The sequence below is a fragment of the Streptomyces boncukensis genome (assembly GCF_011045075.1).
GTDB classification, from domain to species: Bacteria; Actinomycetota; Actinomycetes; order Streptomycetales; family Streptomycetaceae; genus Streptomyces; species Streptomyces boncukensis.
This window is the reverse complement of the sequence record NZ_JAAKZZ010000027.1, coordinates 1-19,391: the sequence shown is the minus strand read 5'-3', so window position 1 is coordinate 19,391 and position 19,391 is coordinate 1. Positions and strand designations below refer to the sequence as shown.

Annotated in this window: 13 protein-coding genes and 1 pseudogene; 5 read left to right on the top strand and 9 right to left on the bottom strand. The window is 74.2% G+C overall.

What is annotated here, in order from left to right:
• Positions 1-40: 40 nt before the first annotated feature.
• On the top strand, positions 41-1,378 hold the full coding sequence (locus G5C65_RS04780) for an MFS transporter (RefSeq protein WP_420903279.1): 1,338 nt from the start codon (positions 41-43) through the stop codon (positions 1,376-1,378).
• Here G5C65_RS04780 and G5C65_RS04775 read toward each other — a convergent pair.
• Positions 1,297-1,998 carry a phosphotransferase gene (locus G5C65_RS04775; RefSeq protein ID WP_241265550.1) on the bottom strand — a complete coding sequence of 234 codons (702 nt, stop codon included), beginning with the start codon at positions 1,996-1,998 and terminating at the stop codon, positions 1,297-1,299. The genes G5C65_RS04780 and G5C65_RS04775 overlap by 82 nt on opposite strands.
• Positions 1,999-2,271: 273 nt before the next feature.
• On the opposite strand from G5C65_RS04775, the gene G5C65_RS04770 reads away from it, so the two are divergent.
• The 3 genes and pseudogenes from G5C65_RS04770 (at position 2,272) to G5C65_RS04760 (ending at position 4,513) form a co-directional block, all read left to right on the top strand.
• Entirely contained in the window at positions 2,272-2,940 is a 669-nt protein-coding gene (locus G5C65_RS04770) for a helix-turn-helix transcriptional regulator (RefSeq protein ID WP_165297338.1), read from the top strand.
• A gap of 28 nt (positions 2,941-2,968) precedes the next feature.
• Positions 2,969-3,385 (top strand): annotated as a pseudogene (locus G5C65_RS04765) (alanine racemase); the annotation flags it as partial.
• Between the two features lie 156 nt (positions 3,386-3,541).
• Entirely contained in the window at positions 3,542-4,513 is a 972-nt protein-coding gene (locus G5C65_RS04760) for a pyridoxal-phosphate dependent enzyme (RefSeq protein WP_165297337.1), read from the top strand.
• Positions 4,514-4,566: 53 nt separating this feature from the next.
• On the opposite strand, the gene G5C65_RS04755 is transcribed toward G5C65_RS04760, so the two are convergent.
• Positions 4,567-5,277, bottom strand: a complete 711-nt coding sequence (locus G5C65_RS04755) for a haloacid dehalogenase type II (RefSeq protein WP_165297336.1) — start codon at positions 5,275-5,277, stop codon at positions 4,567-4,569.
• 82 nt (positions 5,278-5,359) lie between these two features.
• Between G5C65_RS04755 and G5C65_RS04750 the strand changes: the two genes are divergently transcribed.
• The gene (locus G5C65_RS04750) at positions 5,360-5,905 is read left to right on the top strand and encodes an ABATE domain-containing protein (RefSeq protein WP_165297335.1); all 546 of its coding nucleotides are present in this window, start codon (positions 5,360-5,362) and stop codon (positions 5,903-5,905) included.
• Positions 5,906-6,019: 114 nt separating this feature from the next.
• On the opposite strand, the gene G5C65_RS04745 is transcribed toward G5C65_RS04750, so the two are convergent.
• From G5C65_RS04745 to G5C65_RS04715, 7 genes are all read right to left on the bottom strand, one after another.
• Positions 6,020-9,172 carry a glycoside hydrolase family 2 TIM barrel-domain containing protein gene (locus tag G5C65_RS04745; protein ID WP_165297334.1) on the bottom strand — a complete coding sequence of 1,051 codons (3,153 nt, stop codon included), beginning with the start codon at positions 9,170-9,172 and terminating at the stop codon, positions 6,020-6,022.
• 40 nt (positions 9,173-9,212) lie between these two features.
• Positions 9,213-11,504 carry an alpha-xylosidase gene (gene yicI, locus G5C65_RS04740; RefSeq protein ID WP_165297333.1) on the bottom strand — a complete coding sequence of 764 codons (2,292 nt, stop codon included), beginning with the start codon at positions 11,502-11,504 and terminating at the stop codon, positions 9,213-9,215.
• Positions 11,501-12,961, bottom strand: coding sequence for a GH1 family beta-glucosidase (locus G5C65_RS04735; protein WP_165297332.1), 1,461 nt, complete (start codon positions 12,959-12,961; stop codon positions 11,501-11,503). The genes yicI and G5C65_RS04735 overlap by 4 nt, the downstream gene beginning before the upstream one ends.
• Positions 12,962-12,988: 27 nt before the next feature.
• Positions 12,989-13,888: a carbohydrate ABC transporter permease gene (locus G5C65_RS04730; protein WP_165297331.1), complete on the bottom strand. Its 900-nt coding sequence runs from the start codon at positions 13,886-13,888 to the stop codon at positions 12,989-12,991.
• Positions 13,889-13,893: 5 nt separating this feature from the next.
• Positions 13,894-14,856, bottom strand: a complete 963-nt coding sequence (locus G5C65_RS04725; RefSeq protein ID WP_165297330.1) for a carbohydrate ABC transporter permease — start codon at positions 14,854-14,856, stop codon at positions 13,894-13,896.
• Between the two features lie 7 nt (positions 14,857-14,863).
• On the bottom strand, positions 14,864-16,096 hold the full coding sequence (locus tag G5C65_RS04720; protein WP_165297329.1) for an extracellular solute-binding protein: 1,233 nt from the start codon (positions 16,094-16,096) through the stop codon (positions 14,864-14,866).
• 120 nt (positions 16,097-16,216) lie between these two features.
• Positions 16,217-19,204, bottom strand: a complete 2,988-nt coding sequence (locus G5C65_RS04715) for a glycoside hydrolase family 3 C-terminal domain-containing protein (RefSeq protein WP_165297328.1) — start codon at positions 19,202-19,204, stop codon at positions 16,217-16,219.
• Between the last annotated feature and the right edge of the window lie 187 nt (positions 19,205-19,391).

The window sequence follows — 19,391 nt, the reverse complement described above, 5'->3', positions numbered from 1 at the left end:
GGTCCATCCGGTAGCAATTTGCAACCAAACAGGGAAGGGGATTCGTGTGTCCGGTCACCGCTCGGCGAGCGCGCGTCGACGGAAGGGGGCCGCGCGGGCGGAAGCGCCCGGAGGGCTGCCGGCCCGTGTGGTGTGGCTGATCGCCTTCGCCTGCGGCAGCGCCGTGGCCAACGTCTACTTCGCCCAGCCCCTGCTGGTCACCATGGGCGAGGAACTCGCGCTCGGCTCCGGCCTGCTGGGCGTGATCGTCACCGTCACCCAGGTCGGCTACGGACTGGGGCTGTTCCTGCTCGTGCCGCTCGGCGACCTGGTCGGACGGCGCCGCCTGATCGGACTCCAGCTCGCCCTGCTGGCCGCCGCGCTGCTCGGCGTCGCGGCGGCGCCCGGGGCCGCCGTGCTGCTGGCCGCCCTGGCGGTGGTCGGGCTGCTGGCCGTCGTCGCGCAGACCATGGTGGCGGCCGCCGCCGCGCTGGCCGCTCCGGAGCGCCGCGGACGGGTGGTGGGCACGGTCACCAGCGGGGTGGTCATCGGGATCCTGCTGGCGCGCAGCGCGGCCGGAGCCCTGGCCGACCTGGCCGGATGGCGGGCGGTCTATCTGTGCTCGGCCCTGGTGACAGCCGCCCTCGCGCTGGCGCTGCACCGCGCCCTGCCCGCCGAAGCGGCCCGGACCCGCGGTATGCCGTACGGAAAGCTGCTGGCCTCGACCTGGACGCTGTTCGCCGCCCACCGCCTGCTGCGCGTCCGCGGCGCCCTGGCGCTGCTGGTGTTCGCCGCCTTCAGCACGCTGTGGAGCAGCGTCGTCCAGCCGCTCAGCGGTCCGCCGTGGTCGCTGTCGCACACGGCGATCGGAGCGTTCGGGCTCGTCGGCGCGGCGGGGGCGGTCGCGGCGGGGCTGGCGGGCCGCTGGAACGACCGCGGTCTGGCGCAGCGGACCACCGCCCTCGGACTCGGCACACTGGCGCTGTCCTGGCTGCCGCTCGCCCTGACCGGGCGGTCCCTGTGGGCCCTGGCCGTCGGAGCGGTCCTGCTGGACTTCGCCGTCCAGGCCGTGCACGTCACCAACCAGACCCTCATCCACGCGGTGGCGCCCGAGGCCGGAAGCAGGATCATCGGCGGCTACATGGTCTGCTACTCGGCCGGCAGCGCGCTGGGCGCCCTCGGCTCCTCCCTGCTGTACGCGGCGGCGGGCTGGGCGGGGGTCTGCGTGCTGGGCGCCGCCTTCAGCTGCGCCGCGCTGCTCCTGTGGGCCGCCGACCGCACCGCGTCCGTCCCGCCGGGCACGGCGGCACGGACCGCTCAGCGTGCGGCGGCGTCCGCGAGCACCGCCTGGAGCCGCGCCCGGCACTCGGCGGCGAAGGCGGGCCAGGTGTGCCGGTAGTGGGCGAGGCTGCCGGCGCCGACCGCGATCGCCCAGGCGCGGGCGCGGGTCCAGGTCCGCTCGTCGAGGTCCAGCGCTGCCCAGTACGCCTGCCGGGCCCGCGCCGGCAGGTCCCACAACGGTGCGTGCTCGGCGTCGGGCAGGCCGATGGAGAGGCCGCCGAAGTCGATGACGGCGTGCAGCCTGCCGTGGCGGGCCAGGAGGTTGGCGGGTCTCAGGTCGCTGTGCAGCCACACCTGCGGCCCGGTGGGCTCGGGCAGGGCGAGCGCGGCCCGCCACAGCCCCTCCAGCGTCTCGACATCGAGGTCCGGACCCTCGGCGGTCCGGATCTCGCCGAGCGACGCGCCCACCCACGGGTCGCACGCCCGCAGGCTGCCTCCTCGGTACCCGCTCAGGCCGTCCGCGCGCGCCGCCCCCATGAGGCCGGTTCCGTGCAGATCCCGGACGACCGCCGCCAGGTCGGCGCCGAAGGCGGCCCAGTCCCGGACGGTGTCCTCGCCGGGCTCGTCGCCGTCGATCCAGCGGTGGACCGACCAGGCGAGCGGGAAGGCGCCGGTGGGCGTGCCGAGGTGGACCGGCTCGGGGATCGGGCAGCGGAGGAAGGGGGCAAGGCGGGGCAGCCACTCCTGTTCCTTCCGCAGGGACGACTCGTTCTCCGCCGTCCGCGGCCGACAGCGGCAGTCCGGCCCACTCCGGGCGCTGCTCCGCCAGCAGCGATCTGACCAGGGTCGCGTCGCGGGGGATCTCGTTCCTGTGCAGCGTCACGCCGGGAGTCTCACAGCCGGCCGGAACGGGGGCCGGTGAGTTTCCGGTGGGGCGGGCGGCCGGGCCCCGGCCTTGGCATTATTATCCAATCCTGGACTGAGGGTTTAAGCGCACCGGGAGGGAGCCCCATGGAGCACTCCGCCGCCGACGGACCGCCCGAGGCGGATGCAGGGAACGAGGCGGACGAGCACCTCATCCGCGAGGCCGAGAAGATCGCCACCGCGCTGGGCCGGATGTTCCCGGGCCTGTGCGAGGTCGTGCTGCACGATCTGAGGGATCCCGACCACGCGATCCGCTCGATCGAGAACAACCTCTCCGGGCGCCGGGTCGGGGACTCCGTGACCGAGCTGGGCCTGGCCCGGATCGCCGACCCGGACTACCCCGGCGTCGTCCAGAACTACCCCAACCGGTTCCCCGACGGCCGCCCGGCGAAGAGCACGTCCATCGGCATCAAGAACGCCGCGGGCGAGTACATCGCGGCGCTCTGCCTGAACCTCGACGTGTCCGTGCTGTCCCCCGTCACGCTCGCGCTGTCCAACCTCGTGGCCACCGGCACCGAGTACGGCGAGCAGCCCGTGGAGACGCTGCGGGACCGCACCGCGCGCGAGTTGCGCCGCGCGGTGGAGGCGGCGGCGGCCGAGCGCGCCGCCACGCCCCGCTCGCTGAGCCGGGAGGACAAGAAGGCCCTCGTCCAGCGGCTGCAGCGGGACGGCTACTTCGACTCGCGGGACGCCGCGCAGACCATCGCCGGTCTGCTCGGCGTGTCCCGCGCGACCGTCTACAACTACGCCAAGTGAGCCCAGTGGGCCACGTGAAGGGCCGCGTATGACCGCCTCCTCCGCCGCGCCGCGGACCCTGGACGCTCCGGACACCCCGTTCGCCGTCCTCGATGTGCACCGGGCGATGCGCAACATCGAACGCCTGCGGGCCAGGGCCGACCGGCTCGGCGTCGCCCTGCGGCCGCATGTCAAGACGGCGAGGAGCCTCGACGTCGCGGCCCTGCTGCACGACGGCCCGGCGTGTCCCGTCACCGTCTCCACCCTCGCCGAGGCCGAGGCGTTCGCCGACGGCGGTTACACCGACATCACCTACGCCGTCGGCATCGCCCCGCACAAGCTCCCCAGGGCCCTCGCCCTGCTGCGGCGCGGCGTCACCGCGCGGGTGCTGCTGGACAGCGTCGCGCAGGCGATGTCCGTGGCCGACGCCTCCCGCCGGGCCGCGCTGCCCGTCCCGGCCCAGATCGTCGACAGCTCCCGGGACACGGCGTCCGCGCCCGTGGTCGAGGCGTTCTGGCCGCGTGTGAACGGCTGGTGACCGACGCGGCCCGCCGGTCCGTCCGCCGGCACCGGCACCGGCACCGGCACCGCCCTACGACCGTCCGACCACGAGGAGAGCTCCATGGCCGCCGCACTGCCCGTTTCACCCGACGACGTCCGGGACGCCGCCGCCCGGCTCCACGGCGTCGCCCACCGCACCCCCGTCCTCACCTCCCGCGCCCTGAACGCGCTGGCCGGCTCGGAGGTCTTCGTCAAGTGCGAGAACTTCCAGCGGGTCGGCGCCTTCAAGTTCCGCGGCGCCTACAACGCCGCCGCCCGGCTCTCCCCCGGGCAGCTGGCCCGCGGGATCGCGGCGTACTCCTCCGGCAACCACGCCCAGGCCGTCGCGCTGGCCGCGCGCGAACTGGGCACCGGTGCCGTCGTGCTGATGCCCGAGGACGCCCCGCGCTCCAAGCGCGAGGCCACCGCGGGATACGGGGCGGAGATCGTCACCTACGACCGCTACACCCAGGACCGGACCGCGCTCGGGGAGGCCCTGGCCGAGGAGCGCGGTCTGGCCCTCATCCCGCCCTACGACCACCCCGACGTCATCGCCGGGCAGGGCACGGCCGCCCTCGAACTCCTGCAGGAGACCGGGGAACTCGGCGCCCTGGTCGTGCCGGTCGGGGGCGGCGGCCTCATGGCCGGCAGCGCGGTCGCCGCCAGGGCGCTGCACCCGGCGATCCGGCTCGTCGGCGTCGAGCCCGCGGGGAGCGACGACACCAGGCGCTCGCTGGCCAGCGGCGAGCGCGTCACCGTCCCCGTGCCCCGCACCGTGGCCGACGGGCAGGCACTGCCCACGCCCGGGGCGGTCCCGTTCGCCATCAACCGGAGCCTGGTCGACGCCATCGCGCTGGTGAGCGACGAAGAGATCGTCAGCGCCATGCGGTTCGTCTTCGAGCGGCTGAAGGTCGTCCTCGAACCCAGCGGCGCCAGCGCCGTGGCCGCTCTGCTGGCCGGGCGCGTCGGCGACCTCCCGCCCCGCGTCGGGGTCATCGCCTCCGGCGGGAACGTCGACGCGCGGCGGTTCGCCGAACTCGTCGCGCCCGCCTGACGGCCCCGCTCCCTCCCCGCTCCGTGCGGCCGCGGCCGCGGCAGCGGCAGCGGCTACCGTCCGGTCGGCGCGGTCCGCGTGGTCAGCGCGGTGACGAGCTCGTCCAGCCCGCCGAACCGGCCGTCGAAGGCGTCGGAGTCGGCTGGCGGGTCCCCGGCCGGGCGCTGGACGTAGGCCGTGCGCATGCCGGCCGCCTGGGCTCCGCGCAGGTCCCAGGCGTGCGCGGCCACCATGAGCACGCGGTCCGGTGGACATCCGGCCGCGTCCAGGGCGAGCCGGTAGACCTCCGGGGCCGGCTTGTAGGCCAGGGCGGCCTCCGCCGACAGGGCCTGGTGCCAGCGCAGTCCGGCGTACGCGCTGAGCCGCGGCAGGGCGGCGCGGCCGGCGTTGGAGAGCCCGAGCACGGGGTACTGCCGCGCGAGCCGTTCGAGGCCGGCGGCCGCGTCGCCCCACAGGGGCAGCCGCTGTCCGGAGGTGGCCAGCCGGGCGACGGCCGCCGGGTCGGCGATCCCGGCCCGGTCGGCGACCCGCTGGGCGGCCTCCCGGTCGAGGGTCTCGCTCCCGGCGTACGCGCGGTCGCCCTGCCCGATGCGCCGCTGCTCGCGTTCGACGTGCCCCTGCCACACGGCGAGCAGCCCGTCGAGGGCCGCCTCGTCGGACGCGGGCGCCGCCTCGCGCAGCGCGGCCCGCAGCCCGCCGGGCTCGTCGATCATCGTTCCGAGGACGTCGAAGACGACGACCTCGATGTCCCGGATCCCGGCCATGTGCTCCCCTGTCCGCCTCGGCGTCACCTGTTCAACCGGTGACGAGCTTGCCAGCGGCTGCGTCACCGGTCAAGATGGTGACGTGGATTTCGCGTTCGTCAGCGGCAACCCCGCCCTGGATCTGGCCGGCACCGTGGGATCGCGCGGGGACGCGCCCGTCGACGCCCTGAACGGGCCGGCGGACCTCGAACGGTGGGTGGCCGCGTGCGACGGCCTCCCGGACCGGGTGACCGCGGATCCCGCGCTGTTCGCTTCCGCGCTGGCGCTGCGCGAAGCGGTCTACCGGCTCGCCCTCGACCGCGTGCGCGGCCGGCCCTTCGACCCGGGCAGCCTGGAGACCGTCAACGGCGCCGCCGCGGAGCCCGTGCCGGCGGTCCGGCTCGGCGACGCGGGCGTGCGGGTGTCGGGGGACCTCGCCGCGGCGCTCTCCCAGATCGCCAGAAGCGCCATCGCCGTACTCGCCGACCCGCACGCCCAGCTGAAGGAGTGCGGCCGGACCGGCTGCACCCGCATCTACCTCGACCGCTCGCGCGGCGCCCGGCGCACCTGGTGCGGGATGGCGGAGTGCGGCAACCGCGTCAAGGCCGCCGCCTACCGGGCGCGCCGCCGCGCGGGGGGACCCCGCTGAGCCGGGGCCGCCCCCCTTGCTGTCCCCCTTGCTGCGCGTCGCAGGGTGCGGGTGCGGCGGCGGCCCCGCCTCCTCGCGGGGTGCGGGGCCGCCTCACCGGCGCGTTCGCGCCCTTCACTCCCCCGCGGCGGCCAGCCGGACGATGCGCAGGAAGCCCTGGTCCGTGCCCGGGTGACGGCTCGTCAGCTCCAGCTTGACGCGGCGGGTGGTGACGGGCTCGAACGTGAGGCGGGTGACGGCGTCCGAGGCGTCCGCCCAGTCCGTCCGCAGCCTGTCCACCGGAACCCAGGCGCGGCCGTTCCAGGAGCTGACGGCCACCGCCTCGGGCAGGGCGTGCGCGGCGTCCTGGGTGAAGGACGCTTCGAGCGCGCCGATCCGCTGCTCCTCGTCCCAGGACAGCGACACCCACGCGCGGGCGTGCGCGGTGCTCTCCTCGGGCAGCAGCGGGGTGGCCTCCTTCCGGAAGAAGTTCGACCAGCCCGTCGCGGTGCTGCCGTCCAGCATGGCCGCCGGGAGGCTGTCCGGGGCTCCGGCGTAGCCCGCGTCGGCGCGGGGGCCGCGCCGGTCCCCGGCGCGGGGGGACGCGGGCGCCGCGAGGGGCGCCGGAGCGGTCCGGGCCGCGGCCGTGTCCGCCGTCCCCGCGGCCCGGCCGGCGGCGGTGGCCCGGATGCGCACGGTGTCCGGGTGCAGTCCGGGAGCGCGCGCCGTGACGGTGACTGCGCCCGGCTCGCGGCCGGCCCGGATCACCGCCAGGGCCCTGCCCTGGAAGGCGGCGCGGGTGGCGGAGAGGTAGTTCTCGGCGCTCTCCTGCCGGCCGTTGTCCGTTCCGGCCAGGGTGGCGCCGGAGACCGAGAAGGCGACCGGGGTGTCCGCGCCGGGGACCGTGACCCCGCGCGCGTCGGTGACCTCGGCGGTCACGAACACCAGGGCCCGCCCGTCGGCGGTCACCCGCTTGCGGTCGGCGCGCAGCCGCAGCAGCGCCGGGCGCCCGGCCGTGCGCAGCGTGTCGCGTGCCACCACCTTCCCGCGGTGCCGCGCGACGGCCTGCAGCCTGCCCTTCCGGAAGGGGACCTTCCAGGTGAGGTGGAGCTTGCCCGCGCTGCCGTTGGGGCTGGTGTAGCTGCCGGGGTAGGGCCCGTCGGTGACCGTCTTGTCGTCGCCGGTGGCCTCCGTCGTCTCCAGATAGCCGCGGCCGTACCCGGTGGTCTTGCGGTCGAAGCGGCGCTCCCCCAGGGACCGGCCGTTGAGGAAGAGCTCCACGCTCTCGGCGTTGCTGTAGGCCCACACGGTGACCTCCTCACCGGGGCGGTGCCGCGTCCAGTCCATCGGCACCAGGTGCACCATCGGCTCGTCGCTCCACTGGCTGCGGAAGAGGTGGAACTGGTCCTTGGGGAAGCCCGCGGTGTCCACGGCGCCGAAGAAGGACGTCTTGACCGGGAAGACGTCGTAGGGGGTGGGCTCGCCGATGTAGTCGATGCCGGTCCACAGGAACTGCCCGGTGAGGAACTTGCGGTCGCGGTCCTTCTTGAGGGAGTGCTCGCCGCTCATCGTCCACGGCGCCTGGTTGTTGTCGTAGGAGGAGGCGCCGCGCCGGCCGGGGGCGTGGTTCTCGCCGGTGTTGAGGCGGTCCGGCGCGTCGTACACGCCCCGGGTGGAGGTGTTGGAGGAGGACTCGGACTCGAAGAAGAAGGTGCCGGGGTACTTCGCGTGCAGGTCGTCCAGGGAGCCCGCGGTGTTGTAGTTGACGCCGATGCCGTCCAGCAGCCGCAGGATCCGGTCCTCGGGGGAGCCGTCCTCGGGCACGCTGCGGTAGGAGTAGGCGCCGATGACGACGGGGCGGGTGGCGTCGACGGACTTGACGGCGCGGATCAGGTCGCGGGCCATGGCGACGCCCTCCGGTCTGCCGTTGTCGTAGACCTCGTTGCCGATGGACCACATGACCACGGCCGGGGAGTTCTTCGCGGCGTGCACCATCTCCTTGATGTCGGATTCGGAGTGCTCGTCGAAGAACCGGCCGTAGTCGTAGTCCGTCTTCCCGGTGCGCCAGCAGTCGAACGCCTCGGCGATCAGCAGGAAGCCCTCCTGGTCGCACAGGTCGACCAGCCCCGGAGCCGGCGGGTTGTGAGCGGTGCGCACGGCGTTGACGCCCATCCGGCGCATCAGCGCGAGCTGGCGGCGGGCGGCGTCCGGGGAGAACGCGGCGCCGAGCGGGCCCAGGTCGTGGTGGAGGTTCACGCCCTGGAGCTTGAGATGGGTGCCGTTGAGCGAGAAGCCGTCGGCCGGGTCGACGGCGAACCAGCGCAGCCCGCAGGGCGTCCGGGTCTCGTCCGCCGCGCCGGCGGCGGTCCGCACACGGGTGACGACCGTGTACCGGTACGGCCGCTCCAGCGACCACAGGCGCGGCTCGTCCACGCGCAGGTCGAGGCGGACGGTGCGCTCCTCGGGGCCGAGCGCGGCCGGCTCGGTGCGGGTGGCCACCGTCCGGCCGTCGGCGTCTTCGAGCGCGACTGTCACGCGCGCCTCGGCGGCGCCCGCCTCGCTGACCGCCGTGGCCGCCACGCGTACGGTCGCACGGCCCCGCTTCACCTCCTGCTCCAGGTCCGGTGTGGTGACGGTGACGCCGTGCCGGACGAGGTGCACGGGCGGGGCGACGACCAGCCGGACGTCGCGGTAGATGCCGCTGCCCGAGTACCAGCGGCTGCTGGGGATCTGGTTGCGCACCTTCACGGCGAGGGTGTTCCGGGTCTCGCCGTCGCAGGTGAGGTGCTCGGTGAGGTCGACGGCGAAGCCGGTGTAGCCGTACGGGTGCTCCCCGGCGGCCTCGCCGTTCACATACACGTGCGCGTCCATGTAGACGCCGTCGAACTCGGCCCACACCTTCTTGCCGTCCAGGGCGCGGGGCAGGACGAGGGTCTTCTCGTACCAGCCGAGGCCGCCGGGCAGGAAGCCGGTGCCGGAGGTGGTGTGGTCGCCCTCCTCCGGGTCCAGGGCGATGCTCCAGTCGTGCGGGAGGTCCACGTCGCGCCAGGTCCCCGCGCCGTCGTCCGGCCGGGGCGCGTCCGCGCCGTCGGTGTTGACCAGGGCGAAGCGCCAGCCGTCGCGGAGGTCGACGGTGCGCTCGGTGCCGTCGGTGAGCACGCCGCCGCCCGGCGGCGGGACGGGGCGACCGGGCGCCGCCTCGGCGGCGGTGCCGGTCCAGGCCGCGGCGCCGGCGGCGCCGACCCCCGCGCCCACGCCGTGCAGCACCGTCCGTCGGGAAAGGGCCATCGTTTCCTCCTCAGCTCGTCGGGTGGGGTGCGCTCTGCGGTCACGGCGCCGGGGGCGCCGTGAGCTCCGTTGCGCCCTCCGGCGCGGTGTGCGCGGCTCCGTCCAGCAGCAGCCGCCAGGGGCCGGGCGCCCCGGTGGCCTCGACGGTGACCGAGCGCCCCGTGCGGCGGGTGCGGAAGACCGCGTCGGGCTGTCCGTCCGGGCGCGGGACGCGGGTGGTGACGTCGGCTCCGTCGGGCAGCTGGTGGGCGCGGAGGGTGACGCCGTCCGCCCAGTCGTAGACGGCGGACTCCTCCCCGGCGCCGAAGGGGAGCACCGAGCCGGGGCGTGCCAGCAGCGGCAGGCTGTCGAAGCCGTACTGCTCGCGGTGCCAGCCGGGGCCGCTGACCCGGGCGCCGGACAGCAGGTGGGTCCAGGTGCCGTGCGGGACGTAGTAGTCCACGGTGCCGTCGGGGGTGAGGACCGGTGCCACCAGCAGGTCGTCGCCCAGCATGTACTGCCGGTCCAGGGTGTGGCAGGCCGGGTCGTCGGGGAAGTCCAGCAGCATCGCCCGCATCACCGGGGTGCCCCGTTCGGCGGCCTGGCGTGCCGCGTGCATGAGGTAGGGCATCAGCCGGTGCTTGAGGCGGGTGAAGTCGCGGGTGACGGCGACGGCCTCGTCGTCGAACTCCCACGGCACCCGGTAGGAGGTGCTGCCGTGCAGCCTGCTGTGCGAGGACAGCAGGCCGAACTGCGCCCAGCGCTTGAACAGCGCCGCATCCGGCGTCCCTTCGAAGCCGCCGATGTCGTGGCTCCAGAAGCCGAAGCCGGACAGGCCCAGGGAGAGCCCGCCGCGCAGCGACTCGGCCATCGCGCCGAAGGTGGACTCGCAGTCGCCGCCCCAGTGGACGGGGTAGCGCTGTCCGCCCGCGGTCGCGGAGCGGGCGAACACCACGGCGTCGCCCTCGCCGCGCGCCTCGGTGAGGGTCTCGAAGACGGTCCGGTTGTACAGCTGGGTGTAGTAGTTGTGCATGCGCTCCGGGTCGGAGCCGTCGTGCCAGACGACGTCGGTGGGGACGCGCTCGCCGAAGTCGGTCTTGAAGCAGTCGACGCCCTGGCCGAGCAGCGCGCGGAGCTGGTCCGCGTACCAGGCGCGGGCGCCGGGGTGGGTGAAGTCGACCAGGCCCATGCCGGCCTGCCACATGTCCCACTGCCACACTCCGCCGTCCGGGCGGCGCACCAGGTAGCCCAGCTCCCGGGCCTCGTCGAACAGCGGGGACTTCTGCGCGATGTACGGGTTGATCCACACGCAGGTCTTCAGCCCGTGGTCCTCCCGCAGCCGGCGCAGCATGCCCTCGGGGTCGGGGAAGACCTCCGGGTCCCAGGTGAAGTCGCACCACTGGTAGGCGCGCATCCAGAAGCAGTCGAAGTGGAAGACGCCGAGCGGGATGCCGCGCTCGGCCATGCCGCGTACGAAGCGGGTGACGGTCTCCTCGTCGTAGGAGGTGGTGAAGGAGGTGGACAGCCACAGCCCCAGGGACCAGGCCGGGGGCAGCGCGGGGCGGCCGGTGAGCGCGGTGTAGCGGGCGAGGACGTCCTTGGGCGCGGGGCCGTGGACGACGTAGTACTCCAGTGTCTGGTCCGCGACGCTGAACTGCACCTGTCCGACGGCCTCGGAGCCGACCTCGTAGGACACCTTGCCGGGGTGGTTGACGAAGACGCCGTAGCCGCGGTTGGTGAGGTGGAACGGGATGTTCTTGTACGCCTGTTCGCTGGCGGTGCCGCCGTCGGCCTGCCAGATGTCGACGCTCTGTCCGTTGCGGGTGAAGGGGGTGAAGCGCTCGCCGAGTCCGTAGACGAGTTCGCCGACCCCGAGGGAGAGCTGGGCGAGGGAGTGGTGGGCGCCGTCGGGGGTGGTGGCGAAGCCGGTGCCGCGGGCTCCGGCGGAGGTGAGGGTGCGGCCGTCGGCGGTGAAGTCGAGGCGGTAGCCGGCCGCGGTGTCGACCCGGAGGGACAGGCCGCCGCTGGCGAGTTCGAGCAGCGTGCCGTCGCGGGTGACCTTGCCCGCGGCGGCGCCCGCGGGGCCCTCGGCGGGCGGCCGCGGGGCGAGGTGCGGGCCGCGGTCGGGGCCGCCGCCGTGGTGGGTGACGCGGACGCCGATGACGCCCTCGGCGGGTGCGAAGCACTCGACGGTCAGCAGCGCGCCGTTGAGGGTGTCGCCGCGGCGCCGGACGCGGCGTACGGGGGCGTAGAGGGTGAAGCGGTCCTCGGCGACGCGGATGTCGGCGATCTCGGTGGCGTACGCCGCGTGCACCCCGTCCCGCATCATCCAGTAGCCGTCGGTGAACTTCATCGGGGGGCCTGCTCTCCGGTGCTCGGTGCGGTCGGTTCCGGCCGTGCCTGGTGCCCGCGGTGGGCGGTGATCAGGTCGCGGTACCAGTGGTAGCTGTCCTTGGGGAGGCGGCGCTGGGTGGCGTAGTCGACGCGGACGATGCCGAAGCGCTGCTCGTAGCCGCGGGCCCACTCGAAGTTGTCGAGCAGCGACCACACGTAGTAGCCGCGTACGTCGACGCCCGCGCGGACCGCCTCGGCCAGCGCCGCCAGATGGTCGCTCAGATAGGCGACCCGCTCTGTGTCGTGGATCCGGCCGTCGCCGGTGACGGTGTCGGCCTCGGCGGAGCCGTTCTCGGTGATCAGCAGCGGCGGCAGCTCCGGATAGCGCGCGGTCAGGTCCAGCAGGAGGTCGGTGAGGGCGTGCGGGTCGACGGGCCAGCCCATGGTGGTGAGGCGGACGTCGTCGCGGGGCAGCTCGGCGACCCGGATGTCGGTGGCGGTGCGGGCGGCGGGGTCCGGGTCGTGGTGCGGCGCTTCGGCGACGGTGAGCGGGCGGTAGTAGTTGATGCCGAGGAAGTCCAGCGGCGCGCCGATGAGGGCGAGGTCGCCGTCCCGGCGGTGGCCGCCGCCGGCCAGCTCTCCCCAGGTCTCCGCCTCGCCGCGCGGGTAGCGGCCGGCGAACAGCGGGTCGAACCAGGTCTCGTTGTGCAGCGTCTCGGCGCGCCGCGCGGCGGCCCGGTCGGCCGGGGAGCCGGTGGCGGGCAGCAGCCGGTCGGGGTTGAGGGTGATCCCGATCCGCGCGGCGCCCGACGGGTCCGCCGCGCGCAGGGCCCGGACGGCGAGCCCGTGGCCGACCAGCAGATGGTGCGCGGCGGCCAGCGCGCCGCGCCCCTCGCGGGCCCCGGGGGCGTGCCGGCCGGTGGCGTAGCCGAGGAAGGCGCTGCAGAAGGGCTCGTTGAGGGTGATCCAGCGGTGCACGCGGTCGCCGAGCCGGTCGGCGGTCACGGCCGCGTACGCGGCGAACCGCTCGGCCGTCTCCCGCACCCGCCAGCCGCCCCGGTCCTCCAGGGCCTGCGGCAGATCCCAGTGGTAGAGGGTGGCGGCGGGGCTGATGCCGGCGGCGAGCAGTTCGTCGGTGAGCCGGTCGTAGAAGTCCAGGCCGCGCGGGTCGGCGGGGCCGGTGCCGGTGGGCTGGACGCGGGGCCAGGCGACGGAGAAGCGGTAGCTGTCGACGCCCAGCTCGCGCAGCAGCGCGATGTCCTCGCGGTAGCGGTGGTAGTGGTCGCAGGCGATGTCGCCGGTGGCGCCGCCCGCGGTGCGGCCGGGTTCGCGGCAGTAGGTGTCCCAGATGGACGGGCCCCGCCCGTCCTCGTCGTGCGCCCCTTCGATCTGGTAGGCGGCGGTGGCGGCTCCGAAGACGAAGTCCGCCGGGAGGCCGGTGAGCGCGGGGAAGCGGCCTTGGGGTGTGGATCGCATCAGGGTGAACAGCCTTACTCGCGGCGGCTATTTGACGGATCCGCCGGTGACGCCGGCGGCGATGTACTTCTGGGCGACGACGAGCAGCACCGCGGCGGGGATCGCGGAGAGTACGGCCGTGGCCATGACCGCGCCCCAGTCGCTGACGTGGGCTCCCACGAACTGGTAGATGCCGAGCGTGACCGGCTTGACGTCGTCGGTGGTGTTGAGGGTGAGGGCGAACATGAAGTCCGACCAGGCGAACAGGAACGTGAACAGCCCCGCCGTGATCAGCGCGTTGCGGCTCATCGGCAGCACGACGCGGAGGAAGGCGGTGAACCGGTTGGCGCCGTCCACCAGCGCGGCCTCCACCACCTCGCCGGGAATGGAGAGCATGAAGGCACGCAGCAGCACGATGGAGAACGGCAGCCCGAGCGAGGCGTCGGCCAGGATCAGGCCGAGGTAGGAGTTGACCAGGCCCAGCTCCGCGTAGGCGCTGTAGAGGGCGTTGGCGATGACGATGCCCGGCACCATCTGCGTGATGAGGGTGGTGAAGACGATGGTGCGGCTGCCGCGCAGCGAGAGCCGGGCCAGCCCGTAGGCGGCCGGGGCTGCCAGCACGAGGCAGACGGCGACGGCGCCGAGGGCGACCGTGAGGCTGGTGACCAGGGAGTCGCCCTGGGAGTCCAGGGCGGTACGGAAGCTCTCCAGTCCGGGGTCGGTGGGGAAGACGTCCACGTCGATCCCCGCGGACGGCTGGAGCGCGGTGACCAGCATCCAGTACAGCGGGAAGAGCAGCACGGCGAGGATGAGCAGCGCCGCCGCGGTGTTCCAGGCGCCGCGCAGCCGGCGGCCGGCCGGGGGCGCGGTCCGCGCCGGTCCGGGGGCCGCGCGGCGCCCCGGGGCGCCGGAGGGCTCAGGGGCGCGGTGGTGGGTGGTCGCGGCCATCGGTCTCACTTCCGCCCTTCGAAGTCGGCACGGCTCGCCCGCAGGTAGAGCACCGCGAAGACCGCGCTGATCAGGATGAGGACATTGCCGACGACGGCGCCCTGGCCGAAGTCCAGCCGCAGGAAGGACAGCTGGTAGGTGACGGTGCCCAGGGTCTGGGTGGAGTCGGCGGGACCGCCCGAGGTGAGGGCGAGGATCAGGTCGAGGATCTTCACCGTCGACATGAAGCCGAGCACGAGGACGACGGTGATCACGGGGCGCAGCATCGGCAGGGTGATGGAGCGGAAGGCGCGCCAGGGGCTCGCGCCGTCCAGCGCGGCGGCCTCGTACAGGTCGCGGGGGATCTCCTGGAGGCCGCCGTAGAGGATGACCATGTTGAACGGGATGCCGATCCAGATGTTGACGAGCACCGCTGCGGTGAGGGCCACGCTGGGGCTGCTGAGCCAGGGCACGCCGCCGTCGGTGAGGCCGAGGGTCTTCAGGGCCGCGTTGAGGACGCCGTGCTCCTGGTCGAGGATGCGCCGCCACACCACGGCGGCCACCACCATGGGCACCAGCCAGGGCAGCAGCAGGACGGCGCGGACGAGCGCGGAGAGGCGGAAGCGGCGGGAGAAGAAGACCGCGAGGGCGAGGCCGATGGTGAACTGGCCGGCCAGCGAGCCGAGGGTGAACAGCGCGGTGTGCCACAGCGCGTCGGTGAACAGCGGGTCGCCGAAGACGGCCCGCCAGTTGTCCAGCCCGTTGAAGGGCGCCTCGCCGGTGAAGTAGGTCTTCGGTGTGTAGTGCTGGAAGCTCATCAGCACGTTGCGGACCAGCGGGTAGCCGAAGAAGGCGGCCATGTAGAGCAGGGCGGGCGCCACGAAGGCCCAGCGCAGCAGCGTGGTGCGGCGGCTGCCCCGGCGGGCGGCGCCCTTGGGCCGCGGCGCCGGGGAGGACGTCCGGGCGGTGGCGGGGGCGGCGGTGCTCATATGCTCCTCACTCCCCCGCCGTGGCCTGCCGCTGGGCGCGGCGCAGGGCGTTCTCGGGGCTGCTGCCGCCGGTGAGGACGGACTGGAAGGCACCGGCGAGCGCTTCGCCCACCTCGGGCCACCCGGTGCCGACCTTCCCGGTGCGGGAGCGGGCGGTGCCCACCAGTTCGGCGAAGGCGGCGAGCCTGGGGTTCTGCTCGGCGTAGCGGCGCGCGGCGGCGGTGCGGGTGGGCACGTTGTTGGACGCCTCGCCCCAGTCGAGCTGGTTGGCGGAGGTGTTGAGGCAGCCCAGGACCTTGGCCGCGTCCTTCTCGCGGCCCCGGTCGTCGCTCTTGGGGACGGTCATCACGGTGCCGCCGATCGGGGCGACGGCGGTGTCGCCGGCCCGGGGCACGGGGAGGGGGGCGACGGCCCAGTCCACCTTCTTCTGGCCCTCCAGCACGGGCACCTGCCAGGGGCCGTTGACCATCATGGCGGCGCGGCCCGCGAGGAACTGGTCGTTGACGTCCTGCTGGTTCCAGTTGACGACGGCCTTGGAGACGGTGCCGTCGTCCACCATCCGCTTCCACAGCCGCAGCGCTCCCGCGCCCTTGCCGTCGTCCAGCCGTGCCTCGTCGCCGCCTCCCGACCAGAAGAACGGCAGGAACTGGTAGACGCCGTCGGCGTTCGGGGTGGCGCTGAAGGCGAACCCGTAGGTGCTGGCGCGGGTCAGCTTCCGCGCGGTGGCGCGCAGCTCGTCCCAGGTGCGGGGCGGGCGGACGCCGGCCTTCTTGAGCAGGTCGGGGTTGTAGTAGAGGGCGAGGGAGTTGGCGGAGCGGGCGATGCCGTAGCGGGTGCCGTCGTAGGAGCCGAGGGAGACGGCGCTGCGGGAGAAGCCGTCGGTGCGCACGCCGAGGTCCTCAAGGGTGCGCAGGCCGCCGGTCTCGGCGAACTGCGGCAGCTCGGAGCCGTCCAGCTCCAGGATGTCGGGCAGCGACTTCGAGGACGCCATCCGCAGCGCCTTGGAGGAGACCTGGTCGGCGGGCACGCTGAGCTGTTCGACGCGCAGCCCGTACTGGCGCGCGCAGCGGTCGAAGAACTTCTGGTTCCTGGTGTGTTCGGCGGTGTCGGTCGCGGAGTTGAGCACGGTGAGCGTGCCGGGCTCCGGTGTGGGTGCGCATCCGGTGAGGAGGACGAGTACGGCGGCACTCGCCCCCGCCGCCAGGGCGGTGCGCGCCGGGTGTGCGGTGTATGAGGGCATGGGGAGGGTTCTCCGTTTCGGCGCGGCGGCTCGGCGCTGGGCCGCGGGCCCGGACTCGGGCCGGGGCCAGGGCTGGTCCCGGTCGGGGTCGGGGTCCGGCTCCGGGTCCGGGCTCGCGGGTCAGCGCAGCGAGAAGGTGCTCAGGCGCAGGGCGTCCGAGAAGACGAGGTAGACGTCGCGGCGTCCGCGTGCGCCGCGCAGCCGGGCGGTGACGGTGTCGTAGGTGTAGCGGTCGCCGGTGCTGGGCACCTCGGCGGTGGCGGCGACCGGGCCGCGCGGGGAGCCGAGGCGGACGGTCAGGGTGCCGCTGCCGCGGCCCTCGCGGGCGACGCGCGCGGTGAGCTTCGCCGCTCCGCCGCCCAGGTCGACGTCGCGGAAGGCGATCCAGGCCCGGTCCTGCTCCGCGCCCACCGCCTGGCCGCCCGCCTTGCTCTCGTCCGCCAGCCGCACCCCGCTGTAGGCGTCGAAGGCGGCGGCGCGGGTGGTGCCGGACAGGTCGCGCGGGGGGATCTTCTCGCCGCGGACGCGCAGCCTCGTGCGGGCCCGGATGTCCTCGGCGGAGGCGCCCACCAGGATGTCGTGCGTGCTGGTCTCCACGACCGGGCGCTCCCGGGTGACGTCCCAGTGGGCGAGGTCCTCGGCGCGCAGGGTGAACCGCACGGTCGCGCCGCGGCCGGCCTTGAGGTGGATCCGCCGGAAGCCGCGCAGCTGCCGGCGGGGCTGCTTGTTCCGCGAGGTGCGCTGGCGGGTGTAGAGCTGGACGACCTCGTCGCCGTCGCGCCCGCCGGTGTTGGTGACGTGGACGGAGACGGTGACGGTGCCGCCGGACGCGAGGGTGCGGGCCGACAGCCGGGGGCGTCCGTAGCGGAAGGTGGTGTAGGACAGGCCGTGCCCGAAGGGGTAGAGGGGCTCGCCGCGGAAGTAGAGGTAGGTGCGGTCGGAGTCGATGATGTCGTAGTCGAGGAGGTCGGGCAGGTCGTCCTCGGACCGGTACCAGGTCTGGGTCAGCCGTCCGGCCGGGTTCCGGTCGCCGAACAGCACGGCGGCCAGGGCGTTTCCGGTCTCCTGGCCCGCGTGGGTGGTCCACAGCAGCGCCGGGATGTGCCGCTGCTCCCAGGTGACCGTGTCCGGGTAGCTGGTCTGCAGGACGACGATGGTGCGCGGGTTGGCCCGGTGGACGGCCTTGACCAGCTCGGCCTGTGGCGCGGCGAGGGCCAGGGAGGTGCGGTCGTGGTCCTCGCGGCCGTTGATGAACGGCATGCTGCCCACGACGACGATGGCGGCGTCGGCGTCCCGGGCCGCCTCGACCGCCTCGGCCGTCCCGTCGCGGACGGTCTCGGCCGTGTAGCGGGTGGCGTCGTCCTCGGTGGTCAGGGACAGCGCGCCGTCGGCTGCGGCCTTGAGGTAGGTCTTGGGGCCGAACCCGTCGCTGAGGGTCTCGTATCCGGCGTACCGGACCAGGCGGGTGCCGTCGTCCTGTTCCTCCAGCGCGAACTGCTGCTGCACGAACCAGCCGGTGGGCTGCTCCTGGTCGTTGCGGAAGGCCGTGCCGTCGTAGCCGACGTACCGGTCGTTGGCGGCGCTGCGCAGGGTCACGATGCCCTGGCCCCAGCCGAAGACGTCGAACTGCTCGGTGGGGCCCGCGCTGTCACCGCTCTCGGTGAGGACGGCGCCGTCGTCGCCGCTGCCCGCGGTCAGATATCTGCCGGAGTCCGGGTTCTTCAGCGCGATCCGGTCGACGGCCTCGCCGCCGGTGACCTCTCCGGCCGCTCCGAGCCGCTTCGCGATGCCCTGCCGGGGGGTGACCCGGTATGGCAGGGTGCCGGAGTACCAGTCGGTGTAGAGGGTGTCGGCGAGCGGGCCGACCACGGCGGCCTTCGTCACGCGCCGGGCGTCCAGGGGGAGGGCGCCGCCGCCGTTCTTGAGCAGGACGACCGCCTCGGTGGCCGCCTCGCGGGCGAGTTCGCGGTGCGCTGGGCTGTCGATGACGGACCGGCCGATCTTTCCGTACGGTCCGCCGTCGGGGTCGAACTCGCCGAGCCGCATGCGGATGCCGAGCAGGTGCCGTACGGCGGTGTCGAGGTCGGACTCGCCGATGAGCCCCTTGTCGAGGGCTGTGGTGAGGGCCTTGACGGTCTTGCTGGGGTCGTCGCTGTCGTTGGTGAAGCTGTCGATGCCTGCCTTGAGGGCCGCGGCGGTGGCCTCGGGAAGGGTCCGGTAGTAGTCCTGGGAGTTGGTGAGGTTGTTGGGCCCGTCGGCGTCGGTGACGTGGAACAGGTCCTTCTCCGTCCACCCGCGGACGGTGTCGTTGAGGGCGGGGTCGACGGTGGCGGGGCGCCCGTTGACCAGGTTGTACGCGGACATCACGCCGGTGACGGCGCCCGCGGCGACGGCCGGTTCGAACGCGGCTTCGTAGTACTCGTGCAGGGCCCGCGGGGGCAGCATGGAGTCGGAGGTGGTGCGGTCCTTCTCGGTGTTGTTGGCGATGTAGTGCTTGAGGGTGGGGGCCGTCTTCAGATAGCGGGGGTGGTCGCCGGTCAGTCCGGTGCCGTAGGCGGTGGCGATGGCGCCGGTCAGACAGGGGTCCTCGGAGTAGCCCTCCTCGTTGCGGCCCCAGCGCGGATCGCGCAGCAGATTGACCACGGGGGCCCACAGGTTGAGGCCCCAGCCCGGAGGGCGCTCGTGCTGGAAGCCGCGGGCCTCGTCCCCGACGGCGGTGCCGATGCGGGTGACCAGCTCCGGGTTCCAGGTGCTGGCCAGGCCGACGGCCTGCGGGAAGACGGTGGCCTTGCCGAGCCAGGCGACGCCGTGCAGGGCCTCGGTCCCGGTGCGGAACGCGCGGATGCCCAGCCGGGGAATCGCGGGCTGGTGCTGGTGGAGCAGCGAGACCTTCTCCTCGGGGGTCAGCCGGCCCAGCAGGTCCTCGACGCGGTCGGAGAAGGGGAGGTCCGGGTTCCGGAACCGGTGGCCGCTGTCGGCGGCGGCGGGCGCGGCGCGGCGGGCGTCCGCGGCGGCGGGCCCGGCGGCGGCCAGGCCCGCGCCGGCCGCGAGCGGGACGGTGAGGCCGGCGGCAAGGAGGTGGCGTCTGGGCGTGCCCTGGGCTGTCACGGGACTCTCCTTTGAGTCGAAGCGCTTCGACAATCGGGCGCGGAGCGGGGAGCTGAAGGGCGGTCAGGGGCCGTCAGGGGCCGTACGGGAGGGAGGCGCGGCGAGGGTCAGGGCGCGCTCAGGGCGTGCTCAGGGCCGCCGTCGGCGCGGGGCCGCGCGGGGGCCGGCGCACGGAGCGGCCGGGGAG